Annotated in this window: 22 protein-coding genes; 4 read left to right on the plus strand and 18 right to left on the minus strand. The window is 56.4% G+C overall.

Annotated elements, in window-relative coordinates; all coding sequences use genetic code 11:
• The first annotated feature begins 114 nt into the window (after positions 1–114).
• Positions 115–1155, plus strand: a complete 1041-nt coding sequence (locus GC165_07375) for a hypothetical protein (protein MBI1332685.1) — start codon at positions 115–117, stop codon at positions 1153–1155.
• A 72-nt stretch (positions 1156–1227) separates the two neighbouring features.
• On the opposite strand, the gene GC165_07380 is transcribed toward GC165_07375, so the two are convergent.
• The 8 genes from GC165_07380 to GC165_07415 form a co-directional block, all read right to left on the minus strand.
• A complete protein-coding gene (locus tag GC165_07380) occupies positions 1228–2319 on the minus strand; it encodes a hypothetical protein (protein MBI1332686.1) in 1092 nt (363 codons plus the stop codon).
• A gap of 138 nt (positions 2320–2457) precedes the next feature.
• The gene (locus GC165_07385) at positions 2458–4113 is read right to left on the minus strand and encodes a hypothetical protein (GenBank protein ID MBI1332687.1); all 1656 of its coding nucleotides are present in this window, start codon (positions 4111–4113) and stop codon (positions 2458–2460) included.
• Positions 4113–4409, minus strand: coding sequence for a hypothetical protein (locus GC165_07390; protein ID MBI1332688.1), 297 nt, complete (start codon positions 4407–4409; stop codon positions 4113–4115). The genes GC165_07385 and GC165_07390 overlap by 1 nt, the downstream gene beginning before the upstream one ends.
• Positions 4410–4660: 251 nt before the next feature.
• Complete coding sequence (locus GC165_07395; GenBank protein ID MBI1332689.1) at positions 4661–6139, minus strand: hypothetical protein; 1479 nt, start codon at positions 6137–6139, stop codon at positions 4661–4663.
• Positions 6139–6447, minus strand: coding sequence for a hypothetical protein (locus GC165_07400; GenBank protein ID MBI1332690.1), 309 nt, complete (start codon positions 6445–6447; stop codon positions 6139–6141). The genes GC165_07395 and GC165_07400 overlap by 1 nt, the downstream gene beginning before the upstream one ends.
• 2 nt (positions 6448–6449) lie before the next feature.
• Positions 6450–7406: a hypothetical protein gene (locus GC165_07405; GenBank protein MBI1332691.1), complete on the minus strand. Its 957-nt coding sequence runs from the start codon at positions 7404–7406 to the stop codon at positions 6450–6452.
• A 4-nt stretch (positions 7407–7410) separates the two neighbouring features.
• Positions 7411–9180 (minus strand): hypothetical protein, encoded by a 1770-nt coding sequence (locus GC165_07410; protein ID MBI1332692.1) that lies wholly within the window; start codon positions 9178–9180, stop codon positions 7411–7413.
• A complete protein-coding gene (locus GC165_07415; GenBank protein ID MBI1332693.1) occupies positions 9177–9377 on the minus strand; it encodes a hypothetical protein in 201 nt (66 codons plus the stop codon). The genes GC165_07410 and GC165_07415 overlap by 4 nt, the downstream gene beginning before the upstream one ends.
• Positions 9378–9512: 135 nt before the next feature.
• Here GC165_07415 and GC165_07420 point away from each other — a divergent pair, with 135 nt between their 5' ends.
• Both GC165_07420 and GC165_07425 read left to right on the plus strand, forming a co-directional pair.
• The gene (locus GC165_07420; GenBank protein MBI1332694.1) at positions 9513–9926 is read left to right on the plus strand and encodes a hypothetical protein; all 414 of its coding nucleotides are present in this window, start codon (positions 9513–9515) and stop codon (positions 9924–9926) included.
• A 229-nt stretch (positions 9927–10155) separates the two neighbouring features.
• Positions 10156–10671 carry a hypothetical protein gene (locus tag GC165_07425; protein MBI1332695.1) on the plus strand — a complete coding sequence of 172 codons (516 nt, stop codon included), beginning with the start codon at positions 10156–10158 and terminating at the stop codon, positions 10669–10671.
• Between the two features lie 299 nt (positions 10672–10970).
• On the opposite strand, the gene GC165_07430 is transcribed toward GC165_07425, so the two are convergent.
• Positions 10971–13736 carry a hypothetical protein gene (locus tag GC165_07430; protein ID MBI1332696.1) on the minus strand — a complete coding sequence of 922 codons (2766 nt, stop codon included), beginning with the start codon at positions 13734–13736 and terminating at the stop codon, positions 10971–10973.
• A 192-nt stretch (positions 13737–13928) separates the two neighbouring features.
• On the opposite strand from GC165_07430, the gene GC165_07435 reads away from it, so the two are divergent.
• Positions 13929–14237 carry a hypothetical protein gene (locus GC165_07435; GenBank protein MBI1332697.1) on the plus strand — a complete coding sequence of 103 codons (309 nt, stop codon included), beginning with the start codon at positions 13929–13931 and terminating at the stop codon, positions 14235–14237.
• Here GC165_07435 and GC165_07440 read toward each other — a convergent pair.
• The 9 genes from GC165_07440 to GC165_07480 all read right to left on the minus strand — a co-directional run bounded on the left by GC165_07440 (position 14234) and on the right by GC165_07480 (position 21464).
• Positions 14234–15529, minus strand: a complete 1296-nt coding sequence (locus GC165_07440) for a hypothetical protein (protein ID MBI1332698.1) — start codon at positions 15527–15529, stop codon at positions 14234–14236. The genes GC165_07435 and GC165_07440 overlap by 4 nt on opposite strands.
• A 285-nt stretch (positions 15530–15814) precedes the next feature.
• Positions 15815–16264 carry a hypothetical protein gene (locus GC165_07445; GenBank protein MBI1332699.1) on the minus strand — a complete coding sequence of 150 codons (450 nt, stop codon included), beginning with the start codon at positions 16262–16264 and terminating at the stop codon, positions 15815–15817.
• Positions 16265–16269: 5 nt separating this feature from the next.
• Positions 16270–16794 (minus strand): hypothetical protein, encoded by a 525-nt coding sequence (locus tag GC165_07450; protein MBI1332700.1) that lies wholly within the window; start codon positions 16792–16794, stop codon positions 16270–16272.
• A gap of 274 nt (positions 16795–17068) precedes the next feature.
• The gene (locus tag GC165_07455) at positions 17069–17545 is read right to left on the minus strand and encodes a hypothetical protein (protein MBI1332701.1); all 477 of its coding nucleotides are present in this window, start codon (positions 17543–17545) and stop codon (positions 17069–17071) included.
• Positions 17542–17958, minus strand: coding sequence for a hypothetical protein (locus GC165_07460; protein ID MBI1332702.1), 417 nt, complete (start codon positions 17956–17958; stop codon positions 17542–17544). The genes GC165_07455 and GC165_07460 overlap by 4 nt, the downstream gene beginning before the upstream one ends.
• 2 nt (positions 17959–17960) lie before the next feature.
• Positions 17961–18590: a hypothetical protein gene (locus GC165_07465; protein MBI1332703.1), complete on the minus strand. Its 630-nt coding sequence runs from the start codon at positions 18588–18590 to the stop codon at positions 17961–17963.
• Between the two features lie 7 nt (positions 18591–18597).
• Positions 18598–19092: a hypothetical protein gene (locus tag GC165_07470; GenBank protein MBI1332704.1), complete on the minus strand. Its 495-nt coding sequence runs from the start codon at positions 19090–19092 to the stop codon at positions 18598–18600.
• 35 nt (positions 19093–19127) lie between these two features.
• Positions 19128–20354, minus strand: coding sequence for a hypothetical protein (locus GC165_07475; protein ID MBI1332705.1), 1227 nt, complete (start codon positions 20352–20354; stop codon positions 19128–19130).
• A 33-nt stretch (positions 20355–20387) separates the two neighbouring features.
• Positions 20388–21464, minus strand: a complete 1077-nt coding sequence (locus GC165_07480; protein MBI1332706.1) for a hypothetical protein — start codon at positions 21462–21464, stop codon at positions 20388–20390.
• Positions 21465–21998: the final 534 nt, after the last annotated feature.

Raw genomic sequence — 21998 nt, forward strand, 5'->3', positions numbered from 1 at the left:
TGGGTAGGACCGTGACGGCCATGCCAAATTCCTCGTGCCAAGCAGGGAGGTACATCGATTGGAACGGGATAACGAACCTTGACAAGAGAAGTGTCGTAAGCTGATAGGAGAATAATGATTGCGGACCTGTCTGAACTTCGACGGCGATTCATGGGACCTGATGCGGCAAGTGAGATCATGAAGGCGGTCGCCAACAACATTGGCGAATCGGCGAATCTGGAGTTCAAGCAACTCAACGACAAGGGGATGACTGTGCAAGATGGTTCCTTCCCAAAGGACCTTCGAGTTCATCTCGCGGAGAATGTCAGCGCTTTCGCCAATCAAGCTGGCGGCATTATTGTTTGGGGTGTAGAGTGCAGGAAGAACCAGCCGATGGCCGCTTGGCCGTTTCCTCACTGTGAGAAAGTTCGGGACGTAATCAATGACGTTTCTCTCAACATCGTCGAACCAGCAACCGAAATCGAAACCACTGCGGTTCCGTTGGAAAACGGGGTCGGATTTGCAGTTACGTATGTGCCTCCCGCCAAGGTTAAACCGGTTATGTGCACGTTTAATGGCGATAAACGTTACTACTGGCGCAACGGGGAGAGTGCGATCGCAATGGATCATGGCTTGGTCAGAGCCCTGATGTTGGCCACCGCCCGACCAGAGCTTGAACTTCGAACCACAAAAACCGACGTCATCTTTGAAGGCCTTAGCACAAAGAGCCCCGATCCATCTTATCGAGTCACCATCGAATATACGATCCTCAATGTCGGTCAAGTGCTCGTATCCGAATTTGCGGTCGTGCTAACTTCGTGCCCGAATGGTACTCGGTTCTCGACAGATGGCAACCTTGCCAGGAAGACTGGACAGACTTCTTTGGATGATGACAACATGATGATCGATGGCTCGGTGATCGTGCATTCGAGTCCCGATCTTAAGCTCTTTCCAAAGTCTGGGATTCGCTTTGTCTCTATCAAGTTTCACACAAACAATCTCGAGGGTAAACACGAATTTCGCGGCTTGATCGTTGCCAAGGACGCTTCGGTGCCATTTGAATTTTCCGTTGATATGTCGAGCATCAGTGGACGCGAACAGGCTCTACAGAAGTACCGCGAAGCGTTAAGTCAAAGACAGCTTGGGAGTCCTCCTAGGACCTCGCGATTTATTTAGGGCGCAGGCACAAAAAAGCCGCCCCTCCAGAGAGGGGCGAGTTGTAGTTGGTCCTTAGCAAGCGTCAAAAAATCACTTCGCTACGCGATTCTCGATGGCCATGATCGATGGGCCCCAGGGACCAAACCGCGATCCGGGGTCGGTGATGCTCGGCGAGTCGGGCAAAAGTCCCCACACGCAGATGCGCCACCGCTTTGATCGCATCAGGTCGACCGTCAAGCGTCGGTACGGCGTGAGGTCGGCATCGAGCGGAAGGCGACCACATCCGTACGGCGTGACGTACACCTCGGAGGCGAGAACCGGCTTGCCCGCATAGCCCGGCATGTGCGACACCAGGAAATCGATGCGGTCGAGGCACGACGAGAAGCCAGTCTTTGCCTGGTCGAAACTGGTCGCATACGACGCGGTGAAGAGGGCGTGAATCTGGACCACGCCGCAGTCCGACAGCCAATCCGATTCCTTCGGCGGGATAGCCGAAAGCAGGGCTGGCGCCTCGCGAGATTCCCGAAAAGCGGACAGCGCGGGGGTGGCAATCCGGCTCGTCGGGATACCTAGCGAGCGGAGCATCGTCGTCTCGAGCTTTAGGAGCTTATGCAGCCGAGGGTCCCATTCGCCGAACTGCGTCGAGCTCGACCCACCCGGCTTGACTGGCATCGGAGGATTGAGCGCCAGGCCGTCCGGCTCGTTCCAAATCTCCCACGTCGGCAACTCGCAACCGCTCGATCGCAGGGCGTCCTCGACGTGCTGGACATACTGCTTTTCGACCTCGATCAGCTTTGGCCAGACGGATGCGTCCGGCATCCACCAGTCCGCCCCGGCATGCCACAGCGACGAAGGATGCGGGCACAGCGCCACCGGCCAGATGGACCGGAACTTGTGCGTCCGGATAACCGAAACGAAGGCATCGACGCTTCGATAATCGAACGGCTGCGCAGGGTCCCAGTCGCATTCGTGCAACGCCGGATTCACGCGTACCTCGCCGCCGGAGGCGATGAACGATGCCGCATCGACAACGGCAGGAAAATCTTGGGCGACGTGAGCGGGCCGGATAACGCCGAGGTTCCCCCCGACCGGAGCTCGCAAGCTAGAAACAGAACTCGGCGTTTGGGATGCCGATCCCACCGCAGCAAGGACGAGGACGAGGAGAAAGGTGAAGCGTTTCATGGATAGAGCGTTTGGATTTGTTGGTGAAACCCGTCCCCAAATGCTTGGAATGTTGCTCATTTTCGGCTCATTGGTCGCAGTTATTGCGTTTCTTGGTTGGGTTCCTTTTCTCGTTATCCTAAGTCACTGGGTTCTTAGTCACTGGGTCCTTGTGAAGTAGGGAATGGACTCGGTAGCGTCGATCCTCTGCTTCAGTAAGGCGCCAAGATAGGCTTGGCCTACGGTGTTGGGGTGCAACTGATCGCCGCTCGTGTTCCCTTCAATCGAATAGGCTGTACCCGACAGGACAGAAGAGGCAAACGTGGCGAAGGTGAGCTGCGTACGAGTATTGGATGAAATCAGCTTCTTGGTACCGCCGATGTTGACGAAAGAGTTGGTCCATTGATTTCGTTGCCACGTGGCCCCCGAATCGTTGAGGGTCGTCATGCTTCCGCTGCTGGTTGTGGTTCCGCTGTATTGGGTTCCCAGGTCTGGGAAAACCTTGGTTCCCTCTTGAAGGTCCCAAATACCGTGGATCCAACCATTGGACAGAGCGGTGTCCATGTCTGCATACTTCGCATCGAGGCCGCCCGAGCTGTAGGCGGTTGTCGTCCCATCCTCCTTCACGCCGCCGTTCGGCACCTTGATTCCGTAGACCTTGATCTTAGGATTCGACGCCCGCGCCGTGGAAGAAAAGTTGTAGTAGCAGCCGATCAGCGTCGATTCAGTATCGTTATTCGGGTCATAGACGGTCGTGATGTCGAACCACTTCAGGAGCTTCGAGATCGTCGCCTTTTGGAGCGCCACATCCTCGGTGTTGGTAATCCAGTCGGGACTCGTTCCGGACATCGCCCAAAGGTTCATTGCGGCCGACGCACCCACTCCGAAGTTGAGGACCGCCACCTGCGTGGTCAGAGATTGAGCATAGGCGGACGGGAAGCCAAGTTGGTCGTAGTTCGCTGGGGAATTGTTGGCAGGGTTTACGCCGCCCCATTGCTTGCTGACCGCCCCATCGCCGTCGAGGATCGACGTTCCAAAGAACACCATCGCTTTTTGACCATCCATCGGGATACCGATGAATCCAAGACAGGACGGGAGCGACGTATCGCCCGACCCCCAGTGGTCAACGCCGCTGTTATAGCTCGAAATACCGCTCGTGGCGATAAGCGTTTTTGCCGCCGAGTAGCTCGACGCTTCGGCGTACTGATTGTTCCACGGATAGTTGTATTCGGATATCGTTACAACCCCCAACGAATCCGTTGCAGAGCCCTTACTGTAGGCCGTACGAATCCAGGGCCACAAGGCGCGGTCGGTCCACTCGAAGTAGTCGAGGCCGAACGCAGAAGCGTAGATGAAGTCACCAACGAGCAAGTCTCCGGGACGTAAAATCCCGTCCGTCGTCCCGCCAAATGTTCCCGTTTGAACGCTTCCGCCAGTATTTGGACACGTATAATCTGCCGGGCTCAAGGTTCCATTCGCAAGTTCTAAAGCAAAGGCAATGGTGCATTTTGGCGTGCTGTTCCCTACTGGGCTTCTGGTCGCGTACTGCTTGCCACCAAAGTAGACGGGCGCAAGCGCAAGCCACCGTCCGCCAGCAATTCGGGCCTTGACTCGAGTCGAAAAATACTGCTTTGTGGTCGTAGCTCCGGTGTCGTCAGCGAGGTATTCACCCTGAGAAGCCCAAATGCAACGAGGCGATGTATCGAAGGCATTCAGGAAAGCCGGATAAGCGAAACCAGCGGGATATTCGGAACCCTTGCGCGTGGGCCCGCTGACGCTCCCGGACGTTTGGTTTGGCCCGGATACGCGGCTCATCAGTTCTGAATTTCCTTGGCGTCGCCGACGCCGGTTCCCGACGACATCCACCAGTACACGTCGTAGGAGGTATTCCATCGGGCGTCGCCCTCGAAGGTTTGACTGGCCGAAAGCTCGGTGTCCGGTCGAATCGGCGCGGTGGTGCCAACTGGCACACGGGCAAGGCAGAGGATTCCAGCATTGGAACTGTCGGCGTGGACTTCGATACCGACCCTGGCTGAAGATGACGCCCAAATCTTGGTCGGAGTCGTCGTCAGCGAGACGTTTGAGACTTTTGTTGCTTCGATGGTTGTCATGTTGAATGGCCTATTTGAAAGTTAGCTCCCTGGACGATGCCGTGAGGGTGATGCTGGAGCGAGGATGGGTGGGACGCAAGGTCGTCGCATCGACGACGGCTGGGAAATATTGGGCGACCTTGGAGGGGAGGACGACGCGGGCAAACGCTATAAATCCGGGCTAGAGAGTCGAATTGAGGCATGGTCAAGGTGCGGGCCCAACCAAGCGCTCTAAGGACGACAAAAAGAACAAATGGAAGTCGTTTCACGACTTATCCTTGGTACGTGAGACAGAACGCGAAGAAACGGCCTAACGCCTGCGTTTCCTGAGCTGAAGCGTGGAGGTCGGAAGTGTCGGCGGAAACAACGCGGGCCGAAGACAGGTATTTCTTGTAGCCGGTCCGTGTCCTCATCGTCGCAACGGAGACACCGTATTGGTCGGCAAGAAACGTCGGATAGCTGGCCCAAACGCCGTTTGGCTCGGCTTCGATCATCGCTTTCATCGCCTCCATATAGTCGTTGTAGGCCGAGTATTCCGTGATCGGCGTAAGCTCGAAGAACACGAACGGAACACCCTCGGTGGCCGCCTGTTGAACGAGCGATTGAACTCTCCCGACCGCCGCCGCAATTTCTCCCGAATCTGGGTGAGTGGACGACCACCCGAAGGTATCCACCGTTGAGCCCACATTTGTATATTCACTATAGGTAACGATGGCATTGTCGCCAGCCATGTTCCGTCCAAGATCGACCGTTGTAGGGCTAGACGGGTTCCGTTGCCATGGTTGGTACTTTTTGAGCCATCGAAGCGCGTTGTTCCAGAACCGGAATAGCCCGTAAGTGTTGCCATAGTACGTCGAGGTCGGTGACGAGGTACCGTCAACATACATGTCCCGAGCCTCGCCGTAGTGACCTTCATTCACACAGACTGCATATTTATCGTTGAAGGTTGTTCCGCCAACCTTGCCGACGAACCGACCACATCCTACCGGCGTATTTCCGGCATAGAAGACGACCGTACAGCCGGCTCCGGAAGAAACGCCAGCACTCATAGCCTCAAAGCCCGAAGGAACAAAGAAGATATTATTCGCCTTCCCGAACTGCACGCCATTTGCGTCCATCGTAATATTGGCGGTTTGCCCCCACCCCCCGTCCCACGAGTAAGAACTCGCGTATTTCGTCGGGTCAGTTGCAAGGTGCGCGACCCGGTTGGTGGTCGTGCCATAGGTAGGAATTGTACTGGTCACGTCGCCCGTGTAAACGGAGCACCCGAACGAACCCGACACACCAGGAGCTGAGCAAAGAGTGAAACCTAGATGGTCTAGACCGGTCGGGAAGTAATAGGCCAGTGAACCGCCCGAGGAAATCACGCGCTGTCGCATTGTATCGGTGCCAACATTTCCAGGGCTGTCCGTTCCGGTCTTGGTCATTGAGGGCATTAGCGCGACGCCACCACCGCTGTTATAGCTGAAGGGAACATCAAAAACCTGATGCCCAGTGTAAGTGGATAGTTCTTCGTTAACAATTGCCGTCCATGCCATGCGAGACGGGGCAATCGTAGCATTAGGGTTCGCCGTCTCGGTCTTCGAGTCACCAAGCGCCACAATGACGACCGACTCAGCTCCGGCCTTCGCGTTTTTCATGATGCCACGAATCATTGAAAGTCCGGCCCCACTGAGCCCTGATGGAGGCGTGTAAAGAGTCGGCCCGCTGACGTTCCCGGATGTCTGATCCGGCCCGGATACGCGGCTCATCAGTTCTGGACCTCGTACGCGTTGTACGCCCCAGAGCCAGTCGTCATCGCGACGTACAAGTCGACGCTACCGTTAAATTCATTGCCGCCATCGAGCGTTTGGCCCGGCGAGAGTTCGTACATGGCGGTCGCGACAGAGAGCGTCGGTGCTGAAGCCCCAGCCGGTACTGCGGTCACAAGGAGATTGGCAGAATTGCCGGACGAAGCATGGATGCGGATTCCAACGCGAGAGCTATTGGATGCCCACACTTTTGTCGCCGACGTGCCGAGAGACGAAGATTCAGTTTTGGTCGAAGAGATCAGGTTCATGTCTAATAGCCTTTTTGGAAATTGGTCACGATCCAGCCGGATACGAACGACGAATATCGCGCCTCGAGCAGGTCGATAGCCGACGCCGCGGTCGAAAGCGTCACCGTGATGCCGGTCGGCACCTTAAAGGCCGCATCGAGCGTGAGCGTGCGAGAGCCCGTCGCGTCCTGCTGGAACAGCCACGCGCACCGCTGACCCTCTCGGGGATTGAGCGGCAGATTGAGGGTTCGATTTCCGCCAAGCGTCACCGTGAAAATGTCGCCCAGGCTGACATTCGTGTCGATCGTCGCGCCGTCGGTCAGGGTAACCGTCGCCTTTCGGTCCTCCAAATGCAGGTACTTCGAGCCATCCCATAGCCACCTTGCCGAGAGAGTTTTGGCCACGAACATGAACTCACTGGTGGGCGAATCCGACGGTTTGAACGGATCGCTCGATGCCCGCCAAGGCAGGCCGCCGTCTAGGTATAGAACGCCGGTGAAGTCGATAGCGGTGATCCCCGTTCCATCGGTCGTCACCGAGCCGAGATAGATTGCATAAGTTACCGGAGTATAGGGCGTCGCCCCGCTAGAGACCGTGCCATTGGCGAGGAGCCAGACGTCGGCCGTCTCGCTCAAGCTCATCGTCTTGGTCTGAGCGATGGATTCGACGAGGTCGGGGGCAAACGCCTGGCCGGCCGCAATCGTCAGGGTCAGGCTGGTGGTGTCGCCAGAAAGATCGAAGCCCTTCACGATGCCCGCCGGGGCTCCGCCACGGCTCTGGATGCACAGCCGCGCCGCGTGGTCATTAAAATAAGCGGCAAGGTAGTTGCCCAATAGCCCGGAGCTGATCGTCTTGGCTCGGGTCGTCGTCGATGTGCCGTCGACCGCGACAGTCGCGATGTCCGGCGTTGCGCTCGGCGTCATAGGGACAGGCACGGCAGAAAAGAGCTGCGCGGCAGCGGTCGGAGTTACTGCGGACATAGATTTAGCTGAAGCGGGTGAAGGTCATGCCCCCGCTAAGGGCATCGGTTGAGAACCAGGACGATGGCGAGGTCTCGCCATGGATGAGAGCGGACAAGATGATGCGCTGCGCCGTATCTTGGCCAAAGTGGATATGAAACGAAGTATCGTCGAAGCTGAGATTGGCTCCAGAGCTGTCTTTACAGGTAGCCGGACCACTGAACGAGGTATCGCCCGCCGAGCGGTACAAAACCTTGATCGTCCCTGGCCCCGATGTGCCCGAATCGTAGACGAAAGCCGCCTCTAGCCTGTCGCCAAGAGGGCTGCTGCTCCCTGTGGGGAAGCGTCCATTCGTGATTCCCATATCTTCTAAATCCGCCCAGGTCTTGCCGCCATCGTCCGACCAAGACCGGTAGCAATGAAGCGTTCCCGATGAGTTCTTGCCAATGACCGCATAAATGCGCAGGCGGTTGTCATCGTAAACACGGCACTGCTCGCATTGCGCATCAGCCGAAACCGTCGCGAGCCCAGTATCCCCTCGTGGCAAAGTGTAGGTCCACCATCGCACCTTTGCCCCTTCGCCATCCACGAAACTGATAAGGAACCGATGATCCCGAGTTGACAGGTTCCAGACGCCATGAAGCGTCGGAGCCTCGCAAGGTGGCTTGGTCGTATAGCTGACCGCGCGTGTCCCCAGATAGGTGCAGTGATAGCTGGTGCCCGTCGGGTAACAGCTTGGGTCCACGAAACCAAAGATGCAAGGGTTTCCGCCAATGACATGAACGCAAAAAACATTGTCGCTGACAACTTCGACTGACCGCGTGGACTTGCACTCCCACACCGACGGAGTCGTATATTCTGTGTCCGAGCTACTAACAATACCGTCAGTATCGGAACACCTCCAAGATGTTCCGACCTGCTCCTGCCCCAGATTGATCCGCTTGTCTTTGATGTAGATCGGGCCGGCCGACTCATATCTTCCCTCTCGATGCCGACGGTAAGTCGTGCCGTGCATGCTGGCCGGACTGTCCAAACAAGGGCAGTCAAACGTCGAGACCGCTTCGTCGTAGGTTCGCCACCTAAGTTTGATGGCCGCGTCAACGGTATAGGACCATTGATCGACGGTCGCGCCGATAGAAGGAAGATCATAGTAGCAATCACAACTGCTACCACCTGCAGTTCCGGTGTCGAAGGTGACCGGATCGTACACCCAGCTACCCAACGCGTCTTTGTACCGATAGCCGCCTTGATTGAACCTCGCTTCCACGTCGGTGTCTGGCACTAAAGCTGACGAACAATCCCAAGTTGGCGACCACGTCGGCTCGGCAAAGATCGGCTGGGCGATGGTGGCGTTCTCGCGCTCGTCGTAGGCTCCCGCACCCTCGGAATGCGAATAGCTGCCCCAGCTCACCACGTGGCTCTCGCCGCCTCCGTTCACGCTCAGGTAAGCATCGATCGCCGACCAACTGACCGTATACGAGCAATCCGAACCGACGACGAGTTGGTAATCCGTGATGTAAATTCGCAGATAGGCCGACGAAAGCAGCCCCGCCACCGACCCGCTAGCGTAGGATCCAACCGGACTATCGAGCGTAACGTTGTGCGACGAGCTGCCTAAATTGCTGACAATCTCGCCCGCAATATTGAGCCCGGTCCCGGTGTCGCCCCACTGCTCGGTCAACAGCGTCCGAAGATAAGGTGTGTAGGTCAGACCCGCCGTGGCTAGGCCAGTTTCGCTTCCCGAGAACGGCAAAAGCAGCTCGTAATCGGTCGCCGGTTCGTTCTTATGGATCATTCGCCGCCACACCCGCAGGGCTTCTTTTTGGGGGCTTCCCCCCGCTCTCTCGCCTTCGCGTCCTCAAAAATCCGGCGGATCAGCGGAAAAACCTTGGTCTTCAGTTCCTCGACCATCTGGGCATCGCCCCGGATGCGCAAGATCACCACGCCGGGGTTGTTGGACCGAAAGTCCAACCGATGTCGCAGGAATCGCATAAAAGCTCAATTGATTAGTCGTATCCGACCGTGAAGAAACGTTGGCGAGGTCGTATGAATGGCTCGTCGCGAACCATCGAAGATCTATCGATTCCCCCAGGATTTGGTCCTGGGCAATCCTGCTAGAATCCAAACGTGGATCAGGGCAAGCGGCATTCGATCGTGATTTGGATTTCCGGCATGATCTTATTAGTAGGGGGCCTATTTCTGGCCTATGCCCTTACAAGGCCCCAAATCGTTGGAGAAATCGAATGCAAGTCAGGTTCAACAGATGGGTACGACGGGGTCAATCCAGACTGCTATTTCAAGAATACATCCACTATTGAACTAACGAATATCTACCTTGGCGACCTACTGGATTGCGCCGACAGCCCTGACTATGAATCGGTGCAACATGGAGAGAAGGCATTCTCGCTGAATACTGGGAGCAGCTTCCCCATTGACCCCGCCATCATACGAGATGGATGCCGTCATTTACAGGTTGTTGGCATCTCGGATCAAGGCAAAATCGAGATTACGCAAACTTCAAACAACATGAGTTTCCACTAAACGGAAAACGCTCCCAACATCGTCGGGTGCATTGCCACTACCTGTTTTTGGTACGGTTCGTCTTCGTCCGATCCCTTGACGGGTTTGGTGACAGGATTCTCGATTTCTAGGATTGGCTCAAGACGAAAGCACGTCGAAAAGAACGAAAACGCTCGGTGAGTTGGCGCCGTTTTTTTACGAGGGTTAGAACTTGGAGGTTTTGGGCGGAATCCGGTTAAAATCGAATGCAATGGATTTTAAGACCTGGATGCGTATGGTGGAACGCGCCGGAACTTCGGTCGGCGCTATCGACCGCGCGTGGTTGCATTCTCAGTTTTTAGATGGAGCTTCCCCTGCAGTCGTTGCGCAAATAGTGAAGAGCGGGCAAGCGCCTAAACTACAGCCACAGGTCAGGCCCATTTCTGCAATCGACCCTTCGGATCCGCGGGCAATGAAGTTCCCTTCCGATCGTTCTGAATGGAAAATCGCCATGAGCGTTTTAGCGATCGCCATCATTGCACCTTGTGGGTACTTAGGCTGGGAGCTACACGTTCTGAGTGTCTGGTCAAGGGTTTACCCCTCTCGGCAAGGTGAAGGATTTGGCTATTTTCTTGGTGACACGTGGTGGTGCTACCTTGTCGTACTCGCCGCCATCTTCTTTGCGCGCAGATTTTTTAAGTATTCACCCTATGTTAGTTGGCAACGAGACAACTACGTGGTGACCGTCACTGTTTTGTCTCTCATTGCGGCATTCTTCTGCGGCTAAACCGAATCGTCGGTTGGTTTGCCGGGGTGAAAATGGACCGAAAGTCCACCCGATGTCGCAGGAATCGCATAGAGGCTCAATTGGCTAGTCGTAACCGACCATGAAGAAGAATTCTCCGAAGGTCGGCGAAGTGGGGTCGTTGTCTTGGATTGGAGCATTTAAGCCCGATCCGCCCTGCGCCCGTTTCTGGACGCTCATTTCAACCGATTGGCTTAAGAAGATTTTCCGAAATCCAGGAGGGAGCGCCAATTGCTGGTTGGTCACGTCTCTAACGGCATTTCGTCTAGTGAATAGGCTTTTCATTGAATCGTTCCTCCTGTTTTCCAGTGGTCAAGGTCTGTTGGCAAAAAGGCTTCATAATTGGCAAGCATGTTTCGTGTGCCGCCCCTAGTGGCTGTCCAATCTGGATTCACGTTGGCGATGATGTGCTGGACTCCGTTAATGAGTACCGGATCACCATACCGAAGCGGCCTCGGTTGCCTTTGGTACCCGGCGTCCGTATCCGCTTTGTCCGTGATTAGGAGCATGGGTGCCGTAAACTTAACCCGCTGCTGGGCCTGGCAAGCAAGATCAAAGATGCGGCGAGTGTAGAAATTGACCGCTTCTTGGCTCCAGAGCTCGTTATCCCCGTAATAAATCCAAACCGGTCGTCCGTTCGTGTAAACCGGGTTCGTTGGGTCTGGCGTGATAGGCTGGTCCGGGTAGAACTCGGCCGCCTTAAATTGCATGGCGACTTGTTGAAGTTCCTGGAATGCGATTGCCAAAGGCACGGTACTTGCATTCACCCCGGTACCTGAAACCCAAACTGCATTTGCTTCCGGCGGCACGACATAGCTTAGATAGCTCCCTTTTTGAATCCAGCAAGTTTGAATCTCCTGGCCGCCAATCCCGGTTTCAACTTCTTGGTAAGGCAACCCCATTCGAAGCCTCACTCCCGTGCTAGAAGCAAGTGATGGGGTTGATTTGAAGTGAGCAAGATTCACCCATGCTCCATCCACTGGTCTTGGTGGAACTAAGAGTCTCCATGCCCCCATTTTATAGGGCGTACCCGTCGCGTTCGATGCGTTTCCATCCCAAACAAGCCACCCACCCAAATAAAGCATGGCGAGCTTGGCGATGACTGGGTAAATCGGAGTAAACATCTCAACGACAAGAAGTTGGGTGTCGTTGCTGGGCCCGAAGAGACGAACAGGGTAGGCCGGTTCCGGAATGATGATGTTCTCATCGAGGTAAGAGTCACCAAGAAGAATACGAATGATATCGGTGATCTTCCAAGGCAAACGCTTACTATCCGAAGTAGTGCTGGCGTCGATGGTGAAGTCCCATCGCTGGCTCGCCGTCGCCTGCATGAGTCTCTGCCATTCCCCCGTACAGGTGATGGAGTATTGAGACCAGTTGTCAACCGGCCAATCCGCTCCGGTCGTTCCTCCCTTAATGGTTCTGTTGGCTTGGACGACGTAGCCGTTAAAGAGGCTCGAAACCTTGGTGTCGTCCGCTGGGTCGTATTTAACCTCGACCTTAATTGCCATTCCTGAACGCGTATCGAGCGTAGAAAGCTCGCCCTTAAAATCAGTGCATTGAATTAGGCCCGTCTCGTGTGTCGGGTCTGAATCCTGCCCCGTAAGCGATATACTGTTGACCGTCGAAAGCTCGAATGGCGTCGTAGTTGTCTGGCTAAGAACTGGTGCCCGGTAAAACCTCACCCGAGAAATCGTGGGGGTCTTGAGGTTGTCGGATGACGTGAGATAAATGATCGCGTAGTATTTTCGCCGAGTGTACTTCTTAGAGGAAGTATCCGCCACCCGCCCATTGGTGGGGTCAAATGTTCGGTACCCATAACTGGAATAGTTGGTCTGTGGGAACGTAGGATTCAGTTCAGTATTAGTCTCTGCATCGTAGCAGGTAATCGTTACATCGGTACCTTCGGGCTTGTCGCCAAACCATTCAACAACGAGCGAATTGGTAGACGAAATCGGGTAACCAACATCAACGACATGCGTAATCAGAAAAGCCGACGAATAGTACATCGGCCTTTCTACAAACCAAAGAGATCGGACATCAATGCGCTCATCGAGCCGGAACTTCTCGGGCATAGCCTCGTATGCTCCAGCGTTCGGCACCCAATAGGTAGGGAATCTTGCGTTGTTTGTCGGATCGATCTCAGTTTTCGTTTGCCAGTTCGCCCAGTCGGTATTAGCCCCAGTGTTTAGACATTGAAAAATGATCTTTGAGCCCGCATACACCCCGTCAGCATAAACGGCATCCGACCATATGACGAACGTGTGATGAATTCCGAAAGGGAACGGCTCAATGAAGAAATCAAACTTGAATCGGTTTGTCCAAGAGTAAGTCCCAGTGGCGGGGTCTAGAAGCCTTTCATGCAGGAGAGCGAACCCATTTCCGAACAGAGTAAGCGCATATTGGCCCGTGCCGCGTTTCGTTCCGTCCGTTTCAGTGCTGCCAGGAACGTTAGTGAAGTAGATGCGGGAAATTGCCGACATCTTGTCAACACCTTTTGCCTCCAAGCTGTAGATGATTGTATCGGTCGGGAATAAGTCGTTGGCACTGACCGCTCGCCTCCTAAGAGGTTGAACACTATTAATCCCAGGAGGTGGGAAAGCTGCTTCGTCTGCATCGAGCCCGACATCAAACGAATCACCAGCCGCAACCTCCATTTGGTAGCGAATGCGCCCGGTACTGGCCTGATTGGTGCCCGTTGAAACGCCCGGTAGATCGTTATTGGACCGGTAAGTTTTACGGGCCTGAATTGTTATGTAAAGCGAAGCGAGTTCGATAGCAGCCGAACCCCAGCTTGAATATTCGACCCCCCGATCCCCAACTTGCGCCTGACTTGCAATCTGCCACCCTTTGCCGGGGAGAAAGGAGATATTTGAAGCAACGTTTGAAAGTACGTCAAGAAAGTTTGCGCCAAAGTAATTGTGCGATGGCATCGATGCGATCTTGTCGTGCGCAAGCTCAATGAAGATACTCGGCTCCTTCACGAACACGTCTGGCGCGTCGAGAGTGACGACCGTGGTCCGATCTGGCGTGATTCCGTTACTCATGGTGTGCTAAGGTGGTTCTGTGCGTGGTAAAGACTAGTACCGACTATCCACGCGGTTTCTGGACTGGTTGAGGGACAGGTTTTTCGGCCGTGGCACTGGCTAAAGAAAGAACGCCTCGGAAATACCTGGGCCTGGATAAGACCAAATGCCAGGTTTTTTAATAAATTCTCAAAATCCTGCTAGAATCGGGCTATGAATACCAAAACCTTCCTATTACGACTCTCTATAGCTGTCGCCGTGTTTGGCAGTTTGCTAGTGTCATTTTGGTTCTGGCATGATGCCAAACGCATGAATGAAGAGACTAAACTCTCAGCCGAAGACCGAAAGGATTTGGCCGCGGCGCATGTCGTTCGTCAAGAAATGGAACAAGCGCAACTTTCCGAGCAACTTCGCCAGAAAATGAGAGAATCCGCCGGGGATGAATTCAATAAAATCAAATCCGGCGAAGTTAAGGTTACGGTTGATAAGAGCGGGGCCGCATGGGTCGATAAGGGGGGTTAGAACTTAAACGCTCCAATCGACTGAGCATATCCCTGGCTGAGTTCATCGAACTGCATTCCCTTGAGGGCGAGCATGGTTGCCTTTCTTGCTCCGGTTGCGCCGCCCTGCAGGTCCATGCCCTCCTTAATCGTGCGGGTATTTGCAACGATGGCGTCGGTATTCTCGTCGATTGCCTTCTTGACATCCTTGTTTTTCCCGGTTCCAACCGACTCATTCATCATTTTGGCGGCGCCTGCGTAGTCGCCAAAGTATCCCCTGATCGACGCTCCGATCGGCCTGAAGTCACCCGTCAACATCGACGATATCGCGAACCCCACGGAGGTCTTCATCGCGTCCCAACCATTCCCAAGCTGAGCCATGTTTGCCTGTTGCTTGGCTCCCATCGCCTGCATAAACTCGGATGACTGAACCATCGTCGATTTCTTCATCGCGTCGTATTGATCGTCATTGAGGTACCGAATGCTCATCCAATCCGAAAGGCCAAGCTGGCGCGCCACGGTCGCCGCCGTCGCCTCGTCTTTTTCGGCACGTAGCAGATCGAGCGCCTTCACAAGGTTCGGAAACTTGTCCGGCGTGCGAAGGTCGCCCATGTCGATCACACCGCGTTGGCGCATCCATGCCGCCCCATATCCGCCCTTCTGGAGGGCCTGCGAAAGCGAATTCGCTGCGTCCGCCGTCTGTCCGGGGTTCATACCGGCAAAGCTCCCGAGACCGGTAGCCGGTCCAAGCGAGCCAAATCCTCCCGCACGCCACGCCGCATTCCCATAACTGCGGGTGTTCTCCATAAACGTATTGTAAGAAGACACGGCAAAGCTCCCGGCCGCCGCAGCCGCGGCGCCGACGACCGGAATGGCCATCGCAAGTCGGGTGACGGTCGCCATCATCGCCGGGTTTTGCCCCAGCTTCGAGATGAAGCCGTCCACTTTGCCCTCGTTGATCAGTCCGCTCTTGACCAGGTCGCCGACCTTCGGTTGCCAGGACCCAATTTTGAGTTGGGTCTGCATGATCATTTTCTTCAGCGGGTCCTCGGGACCGGCAAGGTCCTTATCGGCCCGAGAGGCCGCCCTCTGGGCGCGCACCTGCTCCAGCCGAAAGACCCGAAGTTCGTCCTCGCTTGATCCTTGCGCCCGCATTTGACTCAGCGAGTCGTTCGCCGCATCCAGACGGGCCCACGGGTTCGCAGGCGTCTTCGCCTGAATGCCCGCGATGGCCGAAGCGGCTCGCCGCGCCACATCCTCGATCTTGGCCGCAACACTCTCGAGTGCGGCCAAAGTCTCTTTTTCTCCGGGCATCGAGATGGAAATTTGATAGCCTTTATTGGTGCTCATTGACAACGGTTCCAAAGTCTTCGAGGAAGTACGTCGGCACGTCGACCTCTGGTTCAGGGTCGTCTTCCTCAACCTCACCTCGCCGGTCGATCATGTCGAGAAGCCATTTCTCGGCAATGGGCTTGGGGGGTTCGTCGAGTGGCTTGCCATTCGACATTCGCCAAAGCGATTCGGCGATGTAGGACAGGCAGTTAGCCGTATGCTGGATGGGGACCGGATGATTCCCGGCCCCATCGTTCAGGCAGAGGTTTACGAGGGCGCGGTACTGGGAGTTCCGTCTTTTGGGGAGTTCAAAAGATCCACAAACACATTCCTAATCTCCGTCATCGCGGTCGGATAGTACGGAATCATGCCCGCGATCTGCTCGGGCGTGTAGGCGTCGCTTGGGTTATCGACATCTTGCATGACGTAGAGTCGGCAAGAAAACCAAATAACCTCCTTCGACAAGGTGCGCTCAACGCCGCAGACGTCCTTAAAGACGTCGCGGTCTTTCCACAGACGTCCTCGGTCGTCGGTCCAACCTCCGGTGACGAATCTCGCCGTCATTTCCTGCTCGATGTCGGATGCCGCGCCCAGTTCGAGATCGTCGGGAGAGCGAAGAAACATCACCCACGGCTGGGACTGCTTCGGGTCGATGAATTCGTACCGTTCAGACTTGTATTCGATAGGGCTGAGTAGGCTTGGGTTGATAATCGGCATATAGATTATTGGTAATTCACGTAAAGGGAGGTACCGTCGAAGTTCGGGTTCACCGGCTTGAGCGTCATCGTGACGACCTGCTTTCCTTGTCCAGAAACCCCGTCCGTGATGCTGTCCTTGACTCCGTAGACGGTATAAGTCTTCCCACCCTTGGTGATCGTGATCTTGAAGTAGGTATAGGTCGAAGTGCCAGAAGGGGCCTTCCAAAAGAGGTAAGGCAGAAGCGGTTCGTAGTTTGCGGCATCGCCCAACGCGATGCCGCCCGTTCCTGTCTTCTGGGTCAGGATTTCCGAGACTTCGATGTTGAACGACGTGTAGAGCGGAACGTTGTTTTCAACCGTGTCGTCCACCGCCATGATCATGTCGGTGACGTTGTGCCCACCAATTCGGCAACCGTCGAGACGACCGCCGATGAGAGAGCCGCTGCCTCCCACAGTGTCGGACAGCACACCGGCGACAGACACATCCTGCGCGGTAATGGTGAGGACCGTTGTGTCGCGGCCACGAAGGTATCTGAGTACGCTTGCCATTTAAGAGTCTTCCTTGTTAGGTTCTGCCTGGTCGTTGCCTTCCCCCGCCTCGGTAGTCTTTGGCTGATTTTCAGGAAGGGCATGGAGGAACGATTTTCCAATGAACCCGCCGGTTTCCGGCACAGGTTCAATAACTTTGATGTCTGCCATAGTTACCTCTTGATTGCTCTCTGGACCGAACGGTCCAAACTGTTGATTCCGACCTTCGCCATCGCGGCAAAGATTCGGGGTTCGACGGGTCTTACGCCGCCGCAAAAATGGTCTGACTCGACGTCTACACACTGGATCCGCACAGCAGACCCGGCTTCCACGTCAGCGTTGCCGCCACCGTATCGAGCTGGCCTTGCACCAGCGCCATCAGGTTGTCGTCCGTCACGCCGCTCGTGATCAGCCCGAACTCCACGGACTGAAAGCTGGTCGTCGAGGCCCCCGGGGCGTCGATCGCCTGCCGAACCGCCTCCAGGTTCGTCTGCGCGACGGCCTGAGCGTCGGCCACCTTGGATGAGATGACAGCAATGATCTGAACCGGGCATCGGTACGATTGCGAATCGGCCCCCCACTCGTCGTCAGGATTGAACTCGCCCGCCTCGACGATGTAGATCGGCAGCGCAATGCCGCCCGATTTGATCTTCTTCAGCAGGTTCAGCCGCGCGGCCGTAATCGAGTTGTAAATCGTGCTCTCATCGACGGAGAGGGTGCTGGCCACCAGAGCCGCGATTTCGTCGCGCACGTCGGTCTGAAAAACGCTCACGGAAGCACCCCGCTCGTGATCTGCGAAGGATCGATATCGAGCGCCGGCGCGGTGTAAACCTGCTGAGTCAACGCCCGTCGAGCCAGAGGCTTAGCCGCCCCGCTCATGGTATGAAACGATCCCGTCGGGGCCCGAACGCCCGTCTGAACGTAGATCACGTTATCCGACTTGATGTTCGTCTGCGAGGAGTGCGCATGCCACCGGTCGGAGGTGAAAATATTCGTTTCCTTCAACTGCGTCGCGTCCTGGTGGGTGTCGAAGTTATCGGTCGGCCAGTACATCATCCGGATGTCCGTCTCGACCACCGAATACGTCTTGCCCGTGTACGAAATTCCTCCGCCTTCGTTCGGTTCCAAAATGCTGACCAGCTCCGTAAACATCGAAACCTGGCGTGGCGATAGCGTGTAGCTCATGGTCAGACGTTCCGTCGATAAGCCTTACAGGCCATCGTCAATTGCTTCAGCTTGGATTCCAAAAGGTCCACCGTGTCCTTCTTGCCATAGTTCTCTTTGATGTCCGCCTCGGTCCAGCTATCCAGCGGGCTCGCCAGGGTGGACGCCTGCAGGTTCGAGAGCGCATGGTACGCCGCGTAGTCCCGCACTGCGGTCCAAAGATCGTCGGGCACGGTGGCCGAATAGCCCCACTTCCCGGTGATCGCCAGCGACTGCGGCGGCGCAATATACGTGGTCCGAAACTTGATCCAGCTCCACGGCAGGCGGTAGCTCGGCTCTAGCCAGAAGTCTTGGTTTTGCACCAGCGGCGTCGAATCGACCACCACCGACGTGACCGACAGCAAGCCCGCTCGGAGCGGCACCATCAGGCCGTTGTTGGGACTGGCAAAGCCCTGGACCGACAGCATCGGCGGATCGAACGTCCGTGTGACGTCGGCCGCGTCCATCAGGAACGGCAGCCAGCCGGTTTCGCGCTCGACGATTCCGATGGCCGCCGCAAGGTCCCCACTGCAGTCGTACGACCCAAACGACGCGCTAACACTGGTCAGAAATGCCTCGACTTCGGCCTGGGTAGGAAATGCAGAGTGGGACATGGTCGTCTTAGCCTAAGGCTCCCTTGGCCGCTTTGGCTTGGTCCAGCGCAAGCTGGGCGCTTGCCCGCTCGGCGTCGGTCTTGGCGTCCGCCAGGGCCTTCTCGGCTGCCGTCACGGCTCGTGTGGCCGCCGCGCGCTGACCCGATGTCACGGGCGAAGCGTCGTCGAAGTCGCCATCGATATAGATGTCGGCGCCGTCCTGCCAAATGCCGTCGTGCGAGACCTTCGATCGCAGAAGGATCGGGACGCCGTCCGACCCGATGGCATATTTCCACAGGGGAATCTCGGTCACCGAGGTCTGGGTGCCGCCGGGGTCGGTCAGCACGGTGTCGTGCCGAAATTCGGGAACCTCTTGGGTGCCCACAAAAACGCGATTGACCTTTTGCACGCCCGGAATGCGGACGAAAGGCTGGCCGTCGCCCTTAAACTTCCGCAGCCCCTCTTCAAACTGGCGCTTCGATTCGGACGTTTCGACGTCGTGAAAAAATTGATCTTGTTCCATAGCTTTTGGGTTTCCCTCCCGAAGGAGGGATGGTCTTAGACGGCGGTTACTCCCGTCGATTTGCACACGCAGGTCGCGATCTTCAGCTTCAGAACGCTCATCACGAAGATGATGAAGCCGTACACGAGCGGCGACGCGGCCGTCGGCATGATCTCCTGCGCGACGTAACCCTGGATCGGGTCGTTCATCGAGTACTCCGGCAGTTGAACCGTCGGCAAAACGTCGACCTGAAGAACCGGGTCGTACTGGGGGCCGCTGTCGGCCAGGAACAGCATGGTTCCCGCCGGCACAAATCGCGAAGCGAAGATCGGAACGATTTCGCCCGTGATCGGATGGGTGTAGCCCTGAACCCGAATGCCGACCGTGGCGCTACCCTGATCGCTGAGGATCACGCGGTGGACCGAGGTCGACGCCATCGCCAGGTTCTTGATGCTCTGGACTTCCTGCGCGTTGAGGAGCATGTACATGCCCTTCGCGCCCTGCTTCCACTGCCGCGTCAACTGCGCGTCGATGTGAGCAAGCGTCAAAGCTCCGACCGAGGTCTGGATGTTCGCGCTCGGCGTTCCGTTGGCGGTCGCGATCAGGTTGATCACGCCGTCGTAGGCGTAGGCGTTGGTGCCGTCGCCGAACGGGACGGCCGTGGCCGTCGAGTCGCCGTTGATCAGCGCGAATTCTTCCTTCAGCATCATGTTTCGGATGCCGTTGGTTCGCTCGGTGGCAAAGTTGTCCTGGAAGGTCATGCCTGCCGCCTGAGCGAGGCCGGTCACCGACCGAATCTCACCCGCCAGCTTGTAAGAAGCCGACCGAGAGGCGTAGGCCGTGGTTTCGTTGGCCGGAGCGCCGGTCTCGGCAAAGAACATCTGCGCCGCGCTGCCGCCACCGGGCTGGTCGTAGGAGCTTCCCCAACCGCCGCCAAGCGAAGTGACCACGCGCCACGAGGCCGCCGTACCCGCGCCGGGCACTCGCGGAAGTCGATTTCGGAACGGAGTTTCAACCGGAACCAGGACCTTCGCTTCGGCCTCGAGGTTTTCTCGAATCGGAAGCGAACTGGTGCCGACGGTGATACCGCGCTGAAGGTCGCCGAGCGCCTTCGAAAAGGAGAGCATCAGTTGGTTCGTGTCTCCGGCAAAATCGCCGCGCAGGAATGCGTCGACGTTCTTTTGGAGATCGGGGTTGACACCCTCGAACCGAGACATCAGAGATGTGGAGACGGGCAAGTTTCCACCAAATCCCATCCCAAAACCGATTTGGGACGGGTCCATAAGGCCCGTATGTGGAAGAGTTAACATAGTGCTTTAGAGTCGCTGGAGTTCCAGCTTGAGCGTTGAGATTTCTTTCGATCGCCGCATGCCTTCCGGGTCGTCGGCCTCGAGCGGAGCGGTGCGAAGTCGCTGCAGCTCCTTCTCTTTTTCCTCAAAGACTGCCTCGTGGTCCGACCGAAATTGGCTGGCGAACTGCTTATCCACAGCCACAAAACCGCCCCGAAAGACCGGCTTTTGCGGTGGAGTCTGCTTCAGCTTTTCGACCTCAGCCCTTAGAACGGCGTTCTCGCCTTCTACTCGCTCGATCGTCTCGGCTATTTCTCCCGCCTCTTGCGTCAGACGGGAAATCGTTTGGTCCTTGTCGTCGAGCCGCGCCATGTGCGGGTCCGAGAACTCGCCCCGGTCGATGATCGGACAAAGATAGTTGGCCAGCTCCGAACATGCCTCCTGGACCAGTTGGCTCTTCTTGGCCGCCTGGCTGTTTTGGATGTCCCAAAGAACCGACTGCAGGGCGTCAATGGCGAAAGATTGCAGGCGCGAGCCCTCGTATTCCTGAACGTAATCGGCAAAGGCGCCGCGAACCAATTCGGCTCCGTCGTCCTCCTCGATCTCGCAGTCTTCATCCTCGACGCCGTCGGCCCGCAGGGCCAAAAACTTGGTGCCGGGATCCTTGGGCCGGTCCACGAGCGACGTCTCGAACCATACGCAAGACTCCACGTCCTTGCCGCGCATCATCGTCGGGCGAACCCCTACGCTTAGTCCCTTGTAGACACCGGCCTTCACCTTGCTCCAGGCGTCGTCGTCCTCGACTCGCACCACCATCAGAGCGCCCTTTTGGTCCCAATCCACGCTCGTCGCCACCGCAACGGCGTCGGGCTGGTGCATGCGGCGGACGTTCGCCCACAGCATGTAGTCGGGCGTTGCCGCTTCCATCGCCGACCGCTTCAGGCGCTTACCACCCTCGCCGTCGACCACTTCTTGCGTGAACGCATAGGCCGTGATTTCTCGCTTGTCGTCGTCTACCCGCTCGATCGGGCAATACAGGTACAGCGGGTTGACTTTCGTTTTCATGGTTTTCCTATTGTTGAGGTTCAAATTGTTGTGTTGCATGTGGAGTGGCTGAACGCAGTGAAGCCGTGGGGAGGATTCGTCGATGATCAAAGGAGGTCAGCCCCTTTGGGAGTGCTCAAGCCTGCTTGAGCTTTCAGCAATCGAAGCCTGCTTCGATGAAAGGGGATCGCGATTTCCCTCTCCGACTTCTCGCGAAGTGAAAGTCGGGGAGGGTGTCTCCTGACTTGTGTCAGGAGACGGGAGGGGAAAATCCGCTGTTTCTACCCATCAAAGGAGGTCTGCCCCTTTGGGAGTGCTCAAGCCTGCTTGAGCTTTCGACAATCGAAGCCTGCTTCGCTGACGAGGAGGACATGTGTTCAGCCTCCTCCCCTCCGGTTTGCTTCGCGCACCGACTCCACATGAATCCTGCCTTTGTGGCAGGCTCCATTGCGGACCCTCCCTAGGGAGCAGCGTAGTTACTAGGCTCGAATTGAGTTCATACCAATTCGCCATTTTGTAAAGGTCCCAATTTTGAAAGCTGAAATGTTCATCACCCCACCCCCGATTTCCGAATAGCCATGCTACTCCCTAGGG

Source organism: Armatimonadota bacterium, assembly GCA_016125185.1.
GTDB lineage: Bacteria > Armatimonadota > Fimbriimonadia > Fimbriimonadales > Fimbriimonadaceae > Fimbriimonas.

What these genes read in the sequence shown, in the direction of transcription:
- GC165_07380 (MBI1332686.1), bottom strand. Translation starts at nt 2,319, where the DNA reads ATGAAACGCTTCACCTTTCTCCTCGTCCTCGTCCTTGCTGCGGTGGGA.
- GC165_07415 (MBI1332693.1), bottom strand. Translation starts at nt 9,377, where the DNA reads ATGCGATTCCTGCGACATCGGTTGGACTTTCGGTCCAACAACCCCGGC.
- GC165_07480 (MBI1332706.1), bottom strand. Translation starts at nt 21,464, where the DNA reads ATGCAACACAACAATTTGAACCTCAACAATAGGAAAACCATGAAAACG.
- GC165_07375 (MBI1332685.1), top strand. Translation starts at nt 115, where the DNA reads ATGATTGCGGACCTGTCTGAACTTCGACGGCGATTCATGGGACCTGAT.
- GC165_07405 (MBI1332691.1), bottom strand. Translation starts at nt 7,406, where the DNA reads ATGTCCGCAGTAACTCCGACCGCTGCCGCGCAGCTCTTTTCTGCCGTG.
- GC165_07410 (MBI1332692.1), bottom strand. Translation starts at nt 9,180, where the DNA reads ATGATCCATAAGAACGAACCGGCGACCGATTACGAGCTGCTTTTGCCG.
- GC165_07470 (MBI1332704.1), bottom strand. Translation starts at nt 19,092, where the DNA reads ATGGAACAAGATCAATTTTTTCACGACGTCGAAACGTCCGAATCGAAG.
- GC165_07395 (MBI1332689.1), bottom strand. Translation starts at nt 6,139, where the DNA reads ATGAGCCGCGTATCCGGGCCGGATCAGACATCCGGGAACGTCAGCGGG.
- GC165_07445 (MBI1332699.1), bottom strand. Translation starts at nt 16,264, where the DNA reads ATGCCGATTATCAACCCAAGCCTACTCAGCCCTATCGAATACAAGTCT.
- GC165_07385 (MBI1332687.1), bottom strand. Translation starts at nt 4,113, where the DNA reads ATGAGCCGCGTATCCGGGCCAAACCAAACGTCCGGGAGCGTCAGCGGG.
- GC165_07440 (MBI1332698.1), bottom strand. Translation starts at nt 15,529, where the DNA reads ATGCCCGGAGAAAAAGAGACTTTGGCCGCACTCGAGAGTGTTGCGGCC.
- GC165_07475 (MBI1332705.1), bottom strand. Translation starts at nt 20,354, where the DNA reads ATGGACCCGTCCCAAATCGGTTTTGGGATGGGATTTGGTGGAAACTTG.
- GC165_07425 (MBI1332695.1), top strand. Translation starts at nt 10,156, where the DNA reads ATGGATTTTAAGACCTGGATGCGTATGGTGGAACGCGCCGGAACTTCG.
- GC165_07390 (MBI1332688.1), bottom strand. Translation starts at nt 4,409, where the DNA reads ATGACAACCATCGAAGCAACAAAAGTCTCAAACGTCTCGCTGACGACG.
- GC165_07435 (MBI1332697.1), top strand. Translation starts at nt 13,929, where the DNA reads ATGAATACCAAAACCTTCCTATTACGACTCTCTATAGCTGTCGCCGTG.
- GC165_07400 (MBI1332690.1), bottom strand. Translation starts at nt 6,447, where the DNA reads ATGAACCTGATCTCTTCGACCAAAACTGAATCTTCGTCTCTCGGCACG.
- GC165_07450 (MBI1332700.1), bottom strand. Translation starts at nt 16,794, where the DNA reads ATGGCAAGCGTACTCAGATACCTTCGTGGCCGCGACACAACGGTCCTC.
- GC165_07460 (MBI1332702.1), bottom strand. Translation starts at nt 17,958, where the DNA reads ATGAGCTACACGCTATCGCCACGCCAGGTTTCGATGTTTACGGAGCTG.
- GC165_07465 (MBI1332703.1), bottom strand. Translation starts at nt 18,590, where the DNA reads ATGTCCCACTCTGCATTTCCTACCCAGGCCGAAGTCGAGGCATTTCTG.
- GC165_07430 (MBI1332696.1), bottom strand. Translation starts at nt 13,736, where the DNA reads ATGAGTAACGGAATCACGCCAGATCGGACCACGGTCGTCACTCTCGAC.